The 15394-nt window shown below is 56.3% G+C and carries 15 protein-coding genes; 7 read left to right on the top strand and 8 right to left on the bottom strand.

Translation table 11 applies throughout. The features are described from left to right. Nucleotides 1-177 precede the first annotated feature (177 nt). The 3 genes from JTM80_RS21385 to JTM80_RS21375 all read left to right on the top strand — a co-directional run bounded on the left by JTM80_RS21385 (nucleotide 178) and on the right by JTM80_RS21375 (nucleotide 3419). Nucleotides 178-1515 carry an ATP-binding protein gene (locus JTM80_RS21385; protein WP_172353404.1) on the top strand — a complete coding sequence of 446 codons (1338 nt, stop codon included), beginning with the start codon at nucleotides 178-180 and terminating at the stop codon, nucleotides 1513-1515. Nucleotides 1516-2034: 519 nt separating this feature from the next. After that, nucleotides 2035-2667, top strand: a complete 633-nt coding sequence (locus JTM80_RS21380; RefSeq protein ID WP_172353403.1) for a Crp/Fnr family transcriptional regulator — start codon at nucleotides 2035-2037, stop codon at nucleotides 2665-2667. A gap of 455 nt (nucleotides 2668-3122) precedes the next feature. Beyond that, nucleotides 3123-3419, top strand: coding sequence for a hypothetical protein (locus JTM80_RS21375; RefSeq protein ID WP_225906703.1), 297 nt, complete (start codon nucleotides 3123-3125; stop codon nucleotides 3417-3419). A gap of 382 nt (nucleotides 3420-3801) precedes the next feature. On the opposite strand, the gene JTM80_RS21370 is transcribed toward JTM80_RS21375, so the two are convergent. Continuing rightward, nucleotides 3802-4014, bottom strand: a complete 213-nt coding sequence (locus JTM80_RS21370) for a hypothetical protein (protein WP_172353402.1) — start codon at nucleotides 4012-4014, stop codon at nucleotides 3802-3804. A 209-nt stretch (nucleotides 4015-4223) separates the two neighbouring features. Between JTM80_RS21370 and JTM80_RS21365 the strand changes: the two genes are divergently transcribed. Together JTM80_RS21365 and JTM80_RS21360 are read left to right on the top strand one after the other, a co-directional pair. Continuing rightward, nucleotides 4224-5783: an AMP-binding protein gene (locus JTM80_RS21365; RefSeq protein WP_205370263.1), complete on the top strand. Its 1560-nt coding sequence runs from the start codon at nucleotides 4224-4226 to the stop codon at nucleotides 5781-5783. A 60-nt stretch (nucleotides 5784-5843) separates the two neighbouring features. Then, nucleotides 5844-6614, top strand: a complete 771-nt coding sequence (locus tag JTM80_RS21360) for a hypothetical protein (RefSeq protein ID WP_172353400.1) — start codon at nucleotides 5844-5846, stop codon at nucleotides 6612-6614. 333 nt (nucleotides 6615-6947) lie between these two features. On the opposite strand, the gene ftnA is transcribed toward JTM80_RS21360, so the two are convergent. Together ftnA and JTM80_RS21350 are read right to left on the bottom strand one after the other, a co-directional pair. Beyond that, nucleotides 6948-7478: a non-heme ferritin gene (ftnA, locus tag JTM80_RS21355; protein ID WP_172353399.1), complete on the bottom strand. Its 531-nt coding sequence runs from the start codon at nucleotides 7476-7478 to the stop codon at nucleotides 6948-6950. 61 nt (nucleotides 7479-7539) lie between these two features. Then, nucleotides 7540-7998, bottom strand: coding sequence for a Crp/Fnr family transcriptional regulator (locus JTM80_RS21350; protein WP_205370262.1), 459 nt, complete (start codon nucleotides 7996-7998; stop codon nucleotides 7540-7542). Nucleotides 7999-9259: 1261 nt separating this feature from the next. On the opposite strand from JTM80_RS21350, the gene JTM80_RS23370 reads away from it, so the two are divergent. Further along, nucleotides 9260-9793, top strand: a complete 534-nt coding sequence (locus JTM80_RS23370; protein WP_172358714.1) for a serine O-acetyltransferase — start codon at nucleotides 9260-9262, stop codon at nucleotides 9791-9793. Between the two features lie 175 nt (nucleotides 9794-9968). Here the strand turns inward: JTM80_RS23370 and JTM80_RS21340 are convergent, their stop codons facing one another. Further along, nucleotides 9969-11681: a tetratricopeptide repeat protein gene (locus JTM80_RS21340; protein ID WP_172353397.1), complete on the bottom strand. Its 1713-nt coding sequence runs from the start codon at nucleotides 11679-11681 to the stop codon at nucleotides 9969-9971. A gap of 496 nt (nucleotides 11682-12177) precedes the next feature. Here JTM80_RS21340 and JTM80_RS23265 point away from each other — a divergent pair, with 496 nt between their 5' ends. Beyond that, nucleotides 12178-12300, top strand: a complete 123-nt coding sequence (locus tag JTM80_RS23265; protein ID WP_255548835.1) for a hypothetical protein — start codon at nucleotides 12178-12180, stop codon at nucleotides 12298-12300. A gap of 299 nt (nucleotides 12301-12599) precedes the next feature. Here the strand turns inward: JTM80_RS23265 and JTM80_RS21335 are convergent, their stop codons facing one another. The 4 genes from JTM80_RS21335 to sufU all read right to left on the bottom strand — a co-directional run bounded on the left by JTM80_RS21335 (nucleotide 12600) and on the right by sufU (nucleotide 15320). Continuing rightward, nucleotides 12600-13718: a class I SAM-dependent methyltransferase gene (locus JTM80_RS21335; protein ID WP_172353396.1), complete on the bottom strand. Its 1119-nt coding sequence runs from the start codon at nucleotides 13716-13718 to the stop codon at nucleotides 12600-12602. 131 nt (nucleotides 13719-13849) lie between these two features. Next, entirely contained in the window at nucleotides 13850-14185 is a 336-nt protein-coding gene (locus JTM80_RS21330; protein ID WP_172353395.1) for a hypothetical protein, read from the bottom strand. A 149-nt stretch (nucleotides 14186-14334) separates the two neighbouring features. Beyond that, nucleotides 14335-14775, bottom strand: coding sequence for a peptidylprolyl isomerase (locus JTM80_RS21325; protein WP_172353394.1), 441 nt, complete (start codon nucleotides 14773-14775; stop codon nucleotides 14335-14337). Between the two features lie 50 nt (nucleotides 14776-14825). Beyond that, nucleotides 14826-15320 carry a Fe-S cluster assembly sulfur transfer protein SufU gene (sufU, locus tag JTM80_RS21320; protein ID WP_172353393.1) on the bottom strand — a complete coding sequence of 165 codons (495 nt, stop codon included), beginning with the start codon at nucleotides 15318-15320 and terminating at the stop codon, nucleotides 14826-14828. Nucleotides 15321-15394: the final 74 nt, after the last annotated feature.

The following is a 15394-nucleotide window of genomic DNA, read 5'->3' as shown; positions in this document are numbered from 1 at the left end:
CTGGGTGTAGCCGCAACGCACTCGCTCCGTCGGGCGTTGATGCATTTCCCCAGCGCTCGCATATCCTGTAAAACCTATCCTAATAAAGAATAAAGTGCAGGATTAAAGTGCAGGATTCCTCGCTTTGACCCCTGACCCCTGACCCGAAATCCGTTTTCTCAAACGCGCGATCGCCGCATGGATGCCCAGGTTTTAAAGCAAATTCACCTCCTCCATCAGCAGGCCGCCTCGCTGCTGGTTTACCCATCGGTGCTGCGGCAAGAGCCAGGGCAGGCGTTGCTGCGGCTGTTGGCGGCGCTGGGGCGATCGCCCGCCGACCGGGTAGACCTCCTGAGGGCCTATGGCGACTGGTTTTATACGCTGGCGACTCGTCAGCAAAGCTGGCAATCGCACCTGCTGGATCAGATTTTGCTAGACGACAACCCCTTTACCCAGGCGACTCAGCGAACCGACCTAAGCGACCTGCCGCAACCCCTAGTGGCCGCCGCCGCCGCCGACCTGCGATCGCTCCAGGCGCTTTATACCACCTGCACGGGCGATCGCCTGGGGCAATGGCTGGCGATCGCCGCAGGGCTGTCCCTGCCGCCCGTCAGTTGGGGCGCAGCCGACGACCCCAAAGCATCCGCCAGCCCGCAAACCCAAACCATTCGCGCCCAGTTTCAAGCCGCCGCCGATTGGGCCAGCCTATTGCCCGATTTGGCGCAACACTACCGCAGCGCGGGCGTGGGCGACTATGCCCGCTATCGTGCCTTTCGCTGGCAAGGTGGTCGGCTAGAGGGCATCCCCCATCCCGACCCGATTTCGCTCAATGCGCTGGTGGGCTATGAGCGGCAAAAACAGCAGCTTTTGCAAAATACTGAGGCGCTGCTAGCAGGCGCTCCGGCGCTGAACGTGTTGCTCTATGGCAGCCGGGGCACGGGCAAGTCGTCGCTGGTGAAGGCGCTGCTGAATCAGTATGGCGATCGCGGCTTGCGACTCATCGAAGTCAGCAAGGCAGAACTGGCGAACTTGCCGGACATTTTGCCGCTGCTGCGCGATGTGCCGCAGGCGTTTATTCTCTTCGTTGATGACCTATCTTTTGAAGAAGATGACGAAGCCTTCAAGGCGCTAAAGGTCGTGCTAGAGGGCAGCGTAGTCGCGCGATCGCCCAATGTCGTGGTCTACGCCACCTCCAACCGTCGCCACCTGATCCGCGAGTTTTTTGGCGATCGCCCCCGTCCCAGCGATGCCGACGAAATCTACAGTTGGGACACGGTGCAAGAAAAGCTGTCCTTTGGCGATCGCTTTGGGCTGACGCTCACCTTTGAACCCGCCGACCAGGACACCTACTTAGAAATTGTGCGCCATCTTGCCCGCCAAAATGACCTCCCGCTCGACCCCAAAACGCTGGAATTTCAAGCCCTCCAATGGGCAACCCAGCAAAATGGGCGATCGGGCCGCACGGCCCGCCAGTTTGTCGATTGGGTTCGCAGCACTAGCCTGCTGTCCGTTGAAACGGGTTCCCAGAAAGCATAAAGTGATGTGGGTTTTAGATTTTAGATTTGCGATTTTGGATTGCCTGTCGAGCATTTGCAGAGCCTCTAGCATTCTCATTCCTAGGCAATGTCTTAAAACTTTCTAGGTCGTTGACTGCCTTGAGTCGATCCCCCTAAATCCCCCTTGTTAAGGGGAACCTCCGGAGCGGCTCGGCTCGGTTCCCCCCTTTTTTAAGGGGGGCTAGAGGGGATCTTTAAGGGGGCTAAAGGGGGGAGCAAAGGGTTTGAAAACACGCATAGCGCAACTGAGGCGTAGGGATCTTGAACATGTATCCTCAACTGCTTTACTAAAAAGGCTACTTCCGGGCAGCCAGCACAATTCTAAACAGCATTTTTATAGATGGATCTATGGGTAAATCCGTGAATTCTTGCGTAAATTTGCAAATGATTGCGTATCCGTGAGCATACGGGATCTTAACCTTCTCTAAACCAGAGAATTACCCTGTCTTTAGGTCCAGATTCTAGATTGAGAGGGCACGCTCACACAAGGGAGTTCAATATGCTTCAGTCATTCGCCCTGGAAGTTCCCAGCCAGTCAGATTTGCGCTTGTTGTTGGAGAAACTTTATCAGGGCAGAAGCTTGCAGTCCTTCCGCGCAGGGCAAGACATCCCGCTCACGCCACATGAAGTCTGGGTGGTTTGCCGGGGCGTAGTGCAGTTGGGTACGTTTTATGACACAGGGGACGAGGCGCTGCTGGGGCTGGCTTCCGCTTCGATGCCGTTTGGGCTGCCGCTGACGCTGATTCGTCCCTATCACGCCACCGCGCTGTCGGATGTAGACTTAATGCGCCTCACTTGGTCGGAAGTGGAACAGTCTCCTATGCTGGCGCAGGGCATTTTTCAACACATGGCGCGGCGGCTGCGGCAAACGGAGGCCGTGCTGGCAATGGTGGGCTATCGTCGAGTCGAAGATCGGCTGCGGCATTTGCTGGTGCTGCTAAAGCGGGAAGTGGGACAGCCTACTCCGGAGGGAACCCGCCTGAGCGTCCGCCTGACCCATCAGCAGCTTGCCAACGCCATTGGCACGACTCGCGTCACAGTTACGCGCCTGATCAGCCAACTGCGGGAAGAGGGCTGGCTCTTGATCGATCGCGATCGCCACATCGTCTTGCTGCCCTACGCCAACGTGTAATCGTCCGGCGCTGAACTAGTTGCTCCGCCGTTCTAGCGCGAGGGGGCTTGGGTTTTGGAATATACCTTAATATAATACCTTAATATATCTTTACCGACTCTGGGATAAGAAAAACCTGGGCCCTAGCGTAAGCAGGGGCGATCGCACGATGGATAGGGTCGCCAGCACAACTCATCAGGGCAATTGACGGGGGCGATCGCATCCAGTACAATCGTCCATCAAGCTGCCCGTTGGTTCCCTTCGACGCAGCTCACTTTCCCCCGAAATTTTGGTCGTTTAGTCACCTACGGTGTCGGTAGATGCGGCAAACATCTACCAACACCTGACCCCTCGACAGTCTGTGCCTGTCTCAGGGCTGCGTCCATTGTAGGCCGCCCTGTCCCAGCGCTTCACGTCCGTGGGCGGCCAACATTTCGGGGTTTCCTACCCCACTCGTTTCCAGGAGGAAACCCCAAATGCTGACAATTCAATACACCTGGTCGTCCCCACGCTCGGAGGCGACCCAGTTTTCGCTGCCCCCGCTCACCTGCGAACTGCCCCACCGTCGCCGCCTGCGCCACTGCATCATCGGCCTCCCTGAAGATGCCCAGATGGCGATTGACCGGCTCCACCTGCTCCGCTATGCCGAACGCTTCGAGTGGACGCACGCCCTGGATTTCCCGCCCCACGGCATCGTCCTCGACGGTCGCCCTGGCGAAGTGCTGCGCTACCTCCATCGTGAAATCCGCAGCAATCCTGGTGCAAACGAGTAAGAACAGATAAGGAGGATTTTGGGTTTTGGATTTTAGCAGGGCATCCCCTCACTCCAAAATCCAAAATCCCCACTCCAAAACTCAACCCGTCCAAACACCCCTAAAGCCCTCTCCTGCACTCACCCATCCAACGGACTCCGTACCTCTCGTCCACCCCGATTCAGTGTACGGGTATAAATTCCTCACGGTCTTTGCCGTGATTCTGAAAACATACGGAAAATGTCGGTTTAATTGCCCTGGGGCGGATGTTATACGGCAAGTTTCGGTTTAATTCCCCAACATCCGGAATAACCCGACGGTTTCCGTATAACACCCCCAGATGGGCAGTTATCCAGAAACTTTCCGTCTAATAATATTGTTAGCCCTCAGCGCCCTGGTTCTGTCAGCTTCCGGTGGGGGTCAGCGATTCGCCCCCCAAATTGCGAAGGTTCAGTTCTTCGAGGTCTGGGTCAAGCTGCACACTCCCAGCCGCTTTCGGGTCGGCCGCAGAGGTGGAGTAGCGATAGACTTCGGTCAGTGTGCAATGCCCCAAAAGTATCTGGGGGGGCGATCGCCCAAAGGTGTCGGTGCTGCCAGATGAAGGGCGATCGCCCAAAGATGTCGGTGCTGTGAAATGAAGGGCGATCGCCGAGAAGTTGTGGTGTTGGGAGATAAAGGGCGATCGCTCGTGCCTGGGCCTGAATCTGAGCTGTTTGGGTTGGCGTTCAGAAGGTTCTCTTGATGAAGGGGGCTGCTCAAGGTGTAGCCTTATCTCAAAATGATCTGATATCCAGCTCTAGACGCTGACGCTCTAACACCTTCCAAATGGCGATCGCCCTCCTGCTCCATCAACAGGCTGCCGAACGTCCCGATGCGCCCGCGATTATCGACGGGAAGACGCGGGAAACAGTGTCTTTTGCAGTGCTAGAGCGACAGTCGGTGCAGATTGCGGAGCAGTTGCAGCGGGCAGGGTTGCAGGCAGGCGAGGCGGCGCTGGTGCTGGTGCCTGTGTCGGCGAGGCTGTATGCGGTGCTGCTGGCGCTGTTTCGGCTGGGGGCGATCGCCCAGTTCATCGACCCTGCCGCCGGACTCGACCACCTAGAACGCTGCTGCACCTTGCACCCGCCCCGCGCCCTGATCGCCACGCCCAAAGCACACCTGCTCCAGCTAAAATCTGCTGCCCTCCGCCGCATTCCCCTAAAGTTCTCAACTCACCGCCTCTTTTCTGCCACGGCCCCGCTAGATCCTGCCTCCCCGCCCGCGCTTCCCGCTGCCACCCCTGCCCTGCTCACCTTCACCAGCGGCAGCACGGGCCAGCCCAAAGCCGCCCTCCGCACCCACGGCTTTCTGCTGGCCCAGCACCGCGCCCTGGCCCACAGCCTGCACCTGGCTCCAGGCGAGATCGATTTATCAACGCTGCCCATTTTCGTGCTGGCAAACCTCGCGTCCGGTGTCGCCAGTCTGCTGCCCAATGTAGACTTGCGCTATCCCGGCAAGGTCAACGCCAGACGGCTGCTGCGGGATATCCGACGCTACCGACCAACGAGTACGGCTGCGTCTCCGGCGCTGTTGGGGCGATTGGCGACGGAATGCGAGGCGACGGGGCAGACGCTGCCCGAATTCCGCCGTATTTTTACGGGCGGTGCGCCAGTGTTTCCGGGGCTGCTGCAACGGCTAGCGGCGATCGCCCCCCAGGCCGAAGTCACCGCCGTCTATGGCTCCACCGAAGCGGAACCCATTGCCCACGTTGCCTATCATGAGATTCAGCCCAACGACCTAGCCCGCATGACCCAGGGAAAGGGGCTGTTGGCGGGCTATCCGGTGCCGGAAATTGCGCTGCGAATTTTGGGCGATCGCTGGGGCCAGCCTATACCGACCCTGACCACTGCCGAACTGCACGCCCAAACCCTGCCAGCGGGTGCAGTCGGCGAAATTGTCGTCAGCGGCGACCATGTGCTGCCTGGATATTTGCACGGCCAGGGCGACGCGGAAACCAAGTTTCGAGTAGACGGCGTTCCCTGGCACCGCACGGGCGATGCGGGCTATTTGGACGAGCAGGGTCGGCTATGGCTGTTGGGGCGATGCAGTGCCAAGCTGACGGACACCTGGGGCACGATTTATCCCTTTGCAGTAGAAGCGGCAGCCCAGGCACAACAAGGCATTCATCGATCGGCGCTGGTGGCGCATCGGGGTCGGCGGGTGCTACTAATAGAATGGGCAGAGCATTTTCCCAAAGCAGCGCGATCGCCCGCGCTACAGGACTTGCAAACGGCACTGGCCTGGGCCCAAATTCACCAGTTCCACCTCTGTCAGATTCCGGTAGACAAGCGCCACAACGCCAAGGTAGATTACCCCGCTCTGCAACGACTGCTCGACCGCCTGTGATCCGATGCCCGTGCCCCGATGCCCGTGCCCAAATGCCCGTGATCCGATGCCTGTGCCCCGATGAACGAACCCACTTCTCCAACGGACTACCGGATGAGCCTGCGCGAAGGTGGGGCGATCGCCCTGGGCGGGCTGCTGGTAATTTTGGGCGGCATCGTGGGGCTGGGCGATAAGGCGATTCGCAATGCGACTGATCCGGCGCGGGCCGAGGCGATCGCCCGCAGCATCATGGACTATCGCATTCCCGGACAGGTGCATGGACTATTTGGCATCAACATTGGCAGCGTCAAGATGGGCGTGGTAACAAATGCGCCGCCTGCTGAATCGTCTAACGTGCTATCCAGCGTTCAGCCCACTGTGCCATCAAGCGTGGACCCTTCTGTGCCACCCGATGGGTCTTCTAATCGATCTTCCAGCGTTCCAATGGGATTAGCAGATGCATCACAAACCCATCCGGGCGATCGCACGCGGGTTGAACTGCTAATCGCCCGTGCCCCCCTCAGCGCCCGCTCTCGAATGAACCACACAAACGGCGAGTCTGACTTTAGCCTGCTGTCGCTGCCCGGTGTGTCTATTTCCTACGAAATCCAAGGCGAATTTCAGCCCACCACCAGCCGTGACCAGCCCGGATTTCTCTGCGAGGTGCCCACTGTGATTAACATCGAATCAGGCCGGGCGCTGCTGATAGACTCGCCTCGTCCAGTTCCCGCCATTCGCTATGAAGCCACTATTGAGCTAGACGGGCAAAACCACTCGATTATCTTGATGGCAATTGGGCAGGATGCGAAAAAGACGGCGCAGCAGGTCTATGAGTCCTTGCGCTGTCGCTAGAGCCTAGTTGCCTGATAAGTAGGTGGACATTAATAAATATAAAACCCAAATACAAATATAAAACCCAAATACCCTGTGCCGCCCGCGCAGCGGGCGGCACAGGGTTCGGGATCTGTTTTTTTAATCTGGTCTATCTACTTACAAGTCCCAAAAGCCCTGAAAATATGTCGTCTGGGAGTCGAAGCCCATAGCCTCTGATCTGGAGCCGGAAGGCTTGGTCGAAGAGGCTTTTGGGCCAGCGTCTCCTACGAGAAATCAGGAGTTCCCAGAGAAAATCAGGAGTTCCCAGAGATGTGTCAGCGAGATGTGTCAGGCAGCCAGGTTTTCAGGTCTTTATGCACGCGCAGGCTCTGAAGTTGCCGCAGAAGTTGCCGCAGCTGCCAAACCGCCAATTTCTCGATCGATAAAGAACAATCCCTGTCCTTCAGTACCAATCAGATGAATCTTATCTAAGATGCTCTTGAATAAAAATTCTTCTTGATGTTGCTCCGCAACATACCATTGCAAGAACTGTAGCGTTGGATAGTCAGGTTCAGTATTAGCCAGATGCACCAAGTCGTTGATTTTACTCGTGATGAATTGCTCATGAGCATAAATCTTCTCAAACATCTCAGTCAACGATTGAAAGTCATGAGCAGGGGCTTCCATACTTCCAAGAATCGCCAACGCGCCCGTTTCTTGAAGATAGGTAATGAGGCGACGCATGTGCATCATTTCTTCATCAGCGTGCTGATTGAGAAATGATGCACAGCCGTCCAATGCTCTGTAGGCACACCAGGAACTCATCTGTAGATAGAGATGAGAAGAAAACATTTCCAGGTTGATTTGCTCATTCAAGCGATTGATCATGTTTGGTGATAGCACTGCTTTTCAACACTCCTAAGTCATCATGATTCGAGGCTATTTTGAGGCAACTGGCTTATCTTTACGTATGGCTATGGCTACTCTGGGGCAGCAGGAGATACTGCTCTATCCAGCAAATTCGACGCTCTCGCTCAAACTGATTGAGTAAGCGAGTCACCGTTACCCGCGTTGTGCCCAGTGCATCGGCTATGTCTTGATGGGTCAGTCGCAGATTAATTAGTTTCCCTTGCTCGTGTGTTTCTCCAAATTGATTTGAGAGCCACTCTAGCAGACGCTGAAGCCTTAGGGGAACTTGTCCACTGCGAATGCCAACTAACTCTTGTGCTTGATAAAGATGGGAAAGCAGCGTCTGAGACAAGTCCACGCAGTCATCTAGGGCGATCGCCCTGGCTTGCACCTCAGTCAGACACTCCAACTCATAGGGCTGAATGCAGGTCAGATGTTGTCCAACCTGATCGCCTACTCCCCAAAATCCCAAACCGACAATCGTGCCGTCTTCCATCAGCGTATAGGCTCGCACCGCACCGCTTTCTATCAGCCAAAGGTGCTGCGGGTAGGCGGGGAGGGACTCCCGACGTTTGAATGAGCGCTTGGTAGCCGGATTAAGCTTTAGAGCTAATTTGTAAAGGAGCCTGAAAGCCTTGTTAATCAAGGATTTCCGAGAAACCGCTTTTCCTGGGCAAACATGACCTCAAAGCCACACATGCCAAGAGTTTCAGGCTTCTTAAGATTTGCTTCATAAATTAGCTCTTAGCATGGTTGGGGTCAAAGATATGCAGGCTGGGGTCGAACGATTCAGCAGGCAACTGCCTGTTCAAGCGGTTCTGCTATGGAACTCTGCTCAATGAGCTTGCACCTGTTTCACACCCTATGGTGCGGGGCGATCGCGCACCTTGGGCAGGATTCTCAACGGCTGGGGCAAAGCTCGGCATTTCTTGTCGGCAACTGGGACAAAACCAATACATCCCTGAACTACGAAAATGGCGCAATAGGCTTGCATTGCAGCAAAGACACTGGCTCATGGGCTGTTTAACCTTCGTGGGGCTTGTGAAATCGAGCAATGTGCCTGGGTAGGCAGGTCACGCCCAGTCGAGAGTTAGGCATGAACTGCTATCTTATTATTGATATAAATTCTCAATAAGTCAAGCAATAGAGATCCAGGCTTGCAAAGAAACCTCAGGAAAAAAACTGGGACAAGAGCAGGGCAACAGTCTACCCTATGTGCCTGTCCGCCGATGAGGAAAGACTGACGCACTGATGGAAGGGCGATCGCCCTCTGTGCTTTCTGAGCAGGTGATCGCCCTCACTGAATCAATTGCCGATTGTTGATGCCGATTGTTGATACATCGTGGATACATCTCTACCTTTAGTCTGCTGAGGGCGACGCACCACGCGCAAAATCTAGTGGTCGCTCTGCAACACCCAATCGGCAAACTCTCTTCCGCTATTTCCCCCATCCAGCCAAATCCACAGCAGACTAGGAAAACGACCCCAAATGGCTGCACTCAATACCAACTCCATTAGCTTTGACGCGCAGGGCATTCCTAAAATGCAGGATATCTTCAAACAACTGGCGGAATAGCAGCTGTTCTTGGGAAAAGGTCGTTGCACAGGAGTTGCAGGGAAAACGGTTCCCCCGATTGAACTGTGGTAGTATCTTTGCGTCTCAGTGTTTCTACGCTGTAAGGGAGCGTCAACGGATGCTGAGGGGAGCTACCCTCGATCGGCGATCGCTCGCCAGCCGCTACCAGAACGTTGCGTCAAGGGGAACCGTTCAATTCATGGACGAATTCAGGAACGAATTCAGGGATGCAGAGTTAACCATTGCCCAGCCCGACTGGAGTCGAGAGCAGCTAAAACGCTGGTGGGACCCCGGTCGGCAGCTTTTGCGCTCTATTCGTCGCTATCAAACCTGGAAGCGACGCGGTGGATTGCTGGGGCTATTGGGCAGCAAGGTCGCTGTGCTGCACTACCGCTTTTGGAGCGTGGTGTCTGCTTCGGAAATTCACCTCACCTGCAAGCTGGGTGGTGGGCTGCTGCTGACGCATCCCAACGGCGTGATTATTCATCCCGATGCAGAGGTGGGTGCAAACTGCCTGATTTTGCAGCAAGTGACGCTGGTGGCAGGGGTGAAGGTGGGCAACGGGGTGGATATTGGCGCGGGCGCAAAGATTATCCGGCCGGTGACGATTGGCGATCGCGCTCGCATCGGAGCCAATGCCGTAGTCACGAAAGACATTCGCCCCGGTGCGACGGTAGTGGGCATTCCCGCCAGAGAAATCAAGTCCTCCAACCTGATCGGCGCAACCCGTTAGCGGTTCCCAAAGCTGCCCTTGCACTTCCTCCAGATGGCAGTTTCCAGATGGCAGCTTCCAGGTGGCAGTCTTCTGAAGGGGCGCTGCGTGTGCAAGGGCCATAAGCCTCGCAGAGGCTTGACCAGGCATCCAAAATCACGAATCCAAAATCACGAATCTAAAATCGCAAATCCAGCTAGAACCGGGCAGCGGTCAGCGTCACATCAGCGTGTTGCCATGCCGAGCGAAACTGGGCGCGGGCCTGTCGGGCTTCGTCTGTTTTGCCCTGAGCCTCCAGGCTTTGCGCCAGGCCATAGAGCGACCAGCCGTTGTTGGGATAAATCGCCAGGTCATCGCGGAACACCTGCTCTGCCTCCGCAGGGCGGCCCGCTTGCAGTAGCATCGCTCCCAGGTTTTGGCGCACGGGCGAATACCAGGGCGCGGGTTCGTCATAGTTGAGCTGGTCTTGTAGCGCCACGCCCGCTTCTAGATGGGCGATCGCCCCGTAAACATCGCCCCGCTTGGCGGCCAGTTCGCCCGACAGCACCTCCACGCCAATCTTCAGCAAATCTGCCGTCGAGTTGATGTCCCAAATGGTCACCCCGTCCAGGGCTGGGTCAGCGGCGATCGCCTTCAGTGCTTTCAGTTCTTGCGCGGCTGCTTGCCCCTCGCCCTTCGCGGCCAGCGCCATGCCTCGTGCAAAGTGCCACACGCCCGTTGGATAGACCAGATCCGCCTCTGGCTTGGGTTCTGCCAGAATGTCATCCCACAGGCCAAACTTGACGTAGGTATAGAGCGGAATCACGGCGTAGTGTTGCAGCGTACCGTAACCCGGTTCTTTCCAGAGCGATCGCTCCACTAGATGGGCCGTGTTTCGCGCCGCCTCCACCGCCTCTCGCCGCTGACCAGCCATCATCGCCGCATACCAGAGGAAATGGTGATTGTGTGGCATGTAGGCAATGCGGAAAATGCCGTCGGGGTGATGCGCCTGGGTATATTCCCGGTCGTTGGCAGTAGCCTGCTGATTGGCCACCACCGCATCGTGATAGCGCCCCACCCGCAGGTAGATGTGAGCAGGCATGTGGAGCAGGTGGCTGGTTTGGATATTCAAATCCCGCAGGCGATCTGCTACGTCGGCTGCCAGTTCTGGCCGCTGCGCCTCCACTGCGTGAATGTAGAGGTGCAATGCGCCGACGTGGTTGGGGAACCGCTCCAGCACCGATTCCAGCGTGGCGATAATTTCTGCGCCTGCATCGGTGGGATTGCCCGACTCGTCCCAATAGTCCCAGGGAGTCGTGTCCATCAGCGCTTCGGCAAACAGCGTGCCCGCGTCTGGGTCATTGGGATAGCGCTGCGCCACATCGCGCATGGCGTTGGCATAGGCCCGGTTGAGTTCGGTGCGGTCTTCTACGGGTTCTGGCGCATAGCGGGTGGCGAGGGCGTGGATATAGGCGCGTTCGCGATCGCTCGCATTGCCCCCCAGTTGCACGGCTTTTTGAATAGCCGCCCAGGCCGTCGGCACGTCGCTATCTTCCATCGCGGCGTTGATATTGGGCCCCAGCACGTAGGCCATGCCCCAGTAGCAGAGGGCGCAGGTGGGGTCGAGTTCGGCAGCCTGCTGAAAGGATCGCAGCGCCTCGGCATGGTTGAATCCGTAGGCCAGAATGAGTCCCTGGTCAAAATAGCGCTGTGCCAGGGGATTGCGGGTAGACACGGGATGATGGTGATTGCCCAAATTGTCAAATAGGGGAGCCGTGGGGGATGGGGGGGCGATTGCGATTGGTTCCTGGATGAGGTGTTCTGTATGGGCGATCGCCGTTCCTGCACCCGTTCCGTGGACAGGAAAGCTCAGTGCAAGAATGAGCGTTGCAACAAACAGCATGGCGCGAAAGAGTTTGATCCGGTTCATCGAACTTGCCTCCGAAGTTCTAAAGACCTGAAGAGATGACTTGATCCAAAATGATCAGGACTTACGCACTTGCGATAAGTTGTCTGGGTTTTGGACGATTTCTCGTGGGCTGCACCCACGAGAAATCGTCCAACTGCGTAAGTCCTAATGATGTGGAATAATGATGCAGAATGATGTAGAACGATGCAGACAGCTACGCAACCCGTGTGGAGATTTGGGTGTTCTTAAAGTGGCTAGAATCGATGGTAGTCAATTCTTTGCGAGCATTGTCCTAGTCTTGAGATTTTTCAATCTGCGCGATTGGGGGCAGTGCGATCGCACGTTGCAAGAACACCATCTCGTGCAGGGGCTAAGTCCGGAAGCGCTGATCCAACCAAATTCGCACCTCGGCTTCGATATCGAACCGGATTCTGTGGTTGGTGATTGGATCGTAAACTTGCCAGATTGTTTGCCCAGCGCGTGTCTCAACGGTACAGATCTTACATATCTTGGGATCATGGCTGTGGGAAAAGGTCTGGGCGATCGCCCGCCCAACTGTCTTCAGCCAGCGGTGCGCGTTTGTTTGCCGTTTGGCAGTCCTGGTTGCGTTCAGCAGATGTTCGTAGGACTGGACATTTAGCAGGTAAAGTTTCATGGTTGACTATCTCCAGATTGGGCTTTCAAGGGCGAGAGCAGGATGGTTTTAGATGCGTAAATTGGCTGGGAGAATCGCGTGCTTGCGCGTTTGGAGGAGGCTTCTGGTTTAGGGAGGGCTTCAGCAGCACTGCGTCCGTTTTGCGAAGGGTGCAATGCTGCTGAAAACTGAGCCACGTTGAACCGAGACAAAGCCTCTCCATCAGCACGCTGAAACCGTGCCGCCATCGAGCAAAGGGTACACATAAGAGTGAGGAATTAGGAACTTACTTGCAAACTAGGAACCTACTTGCGAACGATGTAGTAGTCGTTCTGGAAGTCGTGCGCCAGTCGCTTGATTTCCACCGTTTCAAATCCGGCCTCTGCCAGCATTTGCAGGGCCTGATCCTGTCCCCACATTGCGCCCAAACCTATGCCGCCATAGGCAAGAGAAACGGACATGCAGTGTAGGCAAGAGATGGTATACAGCAGTATTCCCACTGGATGCTCTAGATTCCCACCCACGTCCGTAGCGGCGTGAATATCCTGCATCAGGTACGTGCCCGTCGAACGAAGCGCACGGTGAATATTGTGGAGAACCCGGTCGGGGTGCGCCTGATCATGAATTGCATCAAAGGTGGTAATCAGATCGTAGCGATCGCTCTCATCGATCTGTGCCGCATCCTGTACTTGAAACTGGATGTTTGACAGGAGATATCGCTGTGCGGCTGCATTCGCAATGGCGATCGCCTCCGGAGAAAAGTCATATCCAGTAAAGCGGCTATTGGGATATGCCTGCGCCATGCGGATCAGAGCGCGACCGCTGCCACAGCCCACATCCAGCACGTCGATGCCGCGCTCCAGATCCTCCATCAGCCCTGGCACCAGCGGCAGCACATGGTCAAACAGCGCCGACACTACGCTCTGTGCGCTGTCTTCGGCCATGACGGCATGAAAGCGCTTGTAAGCAGAATAGGGAACGCCGCCGCCTTTATAGAAGCATTCCAGCACCGCATCCTCAACAGCGCCCAGCAGGGGAATATATTGCGCGAAAACGGCAATATTGTCTGATCCGGCGGCCCGCGTCAGAAATGCAGCGTGTTCCGCAGGTAGGCTATAGGTCTGAGTAACCGAGTCATAGTCCACCACGCGACCCGTCACCATTGCGCCCAGCCACTCCCGCACATAGCGCTCGTTCAGCCCCGCTGCATCAGCAATTTGCTGGCTGGTGGCGGGCGGCAGTTCTGCCAGAGTGTCAAACAGTTCAGTCCGATGTCCGATGGAAATCATCAGCGCCAGTGCGCCGCTGTTCAGCGTGCCCACCAGGGTTTCGGCAAAAGCTTCGGCTTTAGCTGGGTCGAATCGGGGCAGGTCGAGTTCGGGCGAGTCGCATCGGGATTGCTCAATTGGTTGTAGCGTCGTCATGGAAGTATCCTCAAGGTTTGTAGGGGTGTGTTGTAACGAGCCGAGGGGTGGCGACTCCGCAGAGCGCCTCTCACTCGCTACAGCAGGTTGGATAAGCGAATGGCAAAATGAATCGTGAAATCGTTCCGTCATTATTCCGTCATCGTTCCGTCATCAATGCGTTCAGTTGGAACCATAGGTTCCCACAACGGGCTGGCGGTGTGGTCTGGGCGGCGAGTCTCCATCAGGCGATCGCACGTCTGCACGACATTGCAATACAGTCCCAGCGCTCCGGTCTGATCGGGAGTCGGATACAAACAAATCCAGTGCCCCGCAGCCAAAGTATGATAAGTACCACCGAATGCCACGCAATCTTGAGCAATCTGAATTGCGGTTGTCAGGCTTGGGCTGGGCGGGGCGATCGCCGTGGTCATCAGTGCGCCCGTCAGTAGCACGCTTTGCAAAAAGTATGAGAGTTTGATCAGCATGGCGCTTCCTTTGATAAGGTGATAAGATATGGTGTGGCTTACTTAAGTTTGAGTTGAGTCGGGTATCTCCCCTGCTCTGTTTCTAAGCTATCGAAGCAGGCGCTCCCATTCCGTTCCAAAAGCGCTCCCAGGGCGATCCGGTAAAGTATCTAGCTGGCCCGCAGTTCTGCATCCATCCACGCAGCAAACAGTTCATCCAGCAGGCGCTGCTGCGTCGCTTCGTCAAATCGGGCGGGAATCTTTTGCTCGATGCGAATGATCACCACGCAATCTTCTAACGGCAGCGGCGTAAGCAGGTCGCCCGGTGCGTGGGTCGTCAAGACATGGGCAAAGCTGGGATAATAAGCGCCGATTTCTACCGGGCCAACCAGCCCGCCTTTTGCCGCCTCCGGTCCCTGGGAATATTGCGCGGCCAGTTCTGCGAAAGACTGCTCACCTTCTAGCAGACGAAAATATAGCTCGTTGGTCAGGTCGGCATCCTGAGTCCGAATCAGCGAGTAAATCACCTGATCAAGCTGCGTTTTGCACTGCAAGAAGTAGTGGTCGAGCTTATGCTGCCACTGGGCTTGCTTAAACTTTTGCAGCTTCACCCAGCGGGCGATCGCCCGCTAGAAGATTAGCCGTGCCTTCCTCAGTTCCCTTAGCCCTCGGCCTCGTTGCTGACAAATTCGGGCTGTTCGCTCTGAGCGGCTTCCAGTGCGGCTTTTAGCGTATGCCAGGAGAGGTTCGCGCACTTGATCCGCACGGGAAATTGGGCAACGCCCTGCATGACGTTGAGCTTGCGGAGATCGGCGGGAAACTCGGCCTCGCCGCGCATCATGGCTTGAAACTTTTGCACCATCTCCAGCGCTTCGTCTGTGGTCTTGCCGCGCAGTGCTTCGGCCATCAGATCGGCCGAGGCCATGGAAATCGCGCAGCCTTCCCCTTCAAATTTCACGTCTGAAATGCGCTTCACCGAAGGATCACCCTGCGGATCGTCCTCTAGGTGGAGCGTGAGTTCGATCGTATCGCCGCAAGACGGATTGTGCCCCTTCTGGTAGCGGTCAATAGGGTCGGTTTTGCCCTTATAGCGTGGCTTTTTGTAGCGCTCCAGGATGACCTGCTGGTAGAGATCGCGCAGATTGTCGAGAGACATGGTTCGTTAGGTAAAGATACGCAGCCAAGTCGATCCTAGCGAAATTCTGCGCCAATGCTGTGCCTGAAGTTCCC

Source organism: Thermoleptolyngbya sp. PKUAC-SCTB121 (assembly GCF_016919485.1).
In the GTDB taxonomy this organism is placed as follows: domain Bacteria; phylum Cyanobacteriota; class Cyanobacteriia; order Elainellales; family Elainellaceae; genus Thermoleptolyngbya; species Thermoleptolyngbya sichuanensis.
The sequence above is the reverse complement of the archived record's forward strand: the minus strand, read 5'-3'. Positions and strand labels throughout refer to the sequence as shown.

Excerpts from the sequence above, each read along its gene's own strand:
- JTM80_RS23370 (WP_172358714.1), top strand. The coding sequence starts at position 9,260 with ATGGACGAATTCAGGAACGAATTCAGGGATGCAGAGTTAACCATTGCC.
- JTM80_RS21335 (WP_172353396.1), bottom strand. The coding sequence starts at position 13,718 with ATGACGACGCTACAACCAATTGAGCAATCCCGATGCGACTCGCCCGAA.
- JTM80_RS21375 (WP_225906703.1), top strand. The coding sequence starts at position 3,123 with ATGCTGACAATTCAATACACCTGGTCGTCCCCACGCTCGGAGGCGACC.
- JTM80_RS23265 (WP_255548835.1), top strand. The coding sequence starts at position 12,178 with ATGGCTGTGGGAAAAGGTCTGGGCGATCGCCCGCCCAACTGTCTTCAG.
- JTM80_RS21340 (WP_172353397.1), bottom strand. The coding sequence starts at position 11,681 with ATGAACCGGATCAAACTCTTTCGCGCCATGCTGTTTGTTGCAACGCTC.
- JTM80_RS21365 (WP_205370263.1), top strand. The coding sequence starts at position 4,224 with ATGGCGATCGCCCTCCTGCTCCATCAACAGGCTGCCGAACGTCCCGAT.
- sufU (WP_172353393.1), bottom strand. The coding sequence starts at position 15,320 with ATGTCTCTCGACAATCTGCGCGATCTCTACCAGCAGGTCATCCTGGAG.
- JTM80_RS21360 (WP_172353400.1), top strand. The coding sequence starts at position 5,844 with ATGAACGAACCCACTTCTCCAACGGACTACCGGATGAGCCTGCGCGAA.
- JTM80_RS21385 (WP_172353404.1), top strand. The coding sequence starts at position 178 with ATGGATGCCCAGGTTTTAAAGCAAATTCACCTCCTCCATCAGCAGGCC.
- JTM80_RS21330 (WP_172353395.1), bottom strand. The coding sequence starts at position 14,185 with ATGCTGATCAAACTCTCATACTTTTTGCAAAGCGTGCTACTGACGGGC.
- JTM80_RS21380 (WP_172353403.1), top strand. The coding sequence starts at position 2,035 with ATGCTTCAGTCATTCGCCCTGGAAGTTCCCAGCCAGTCAGATTTGCGC.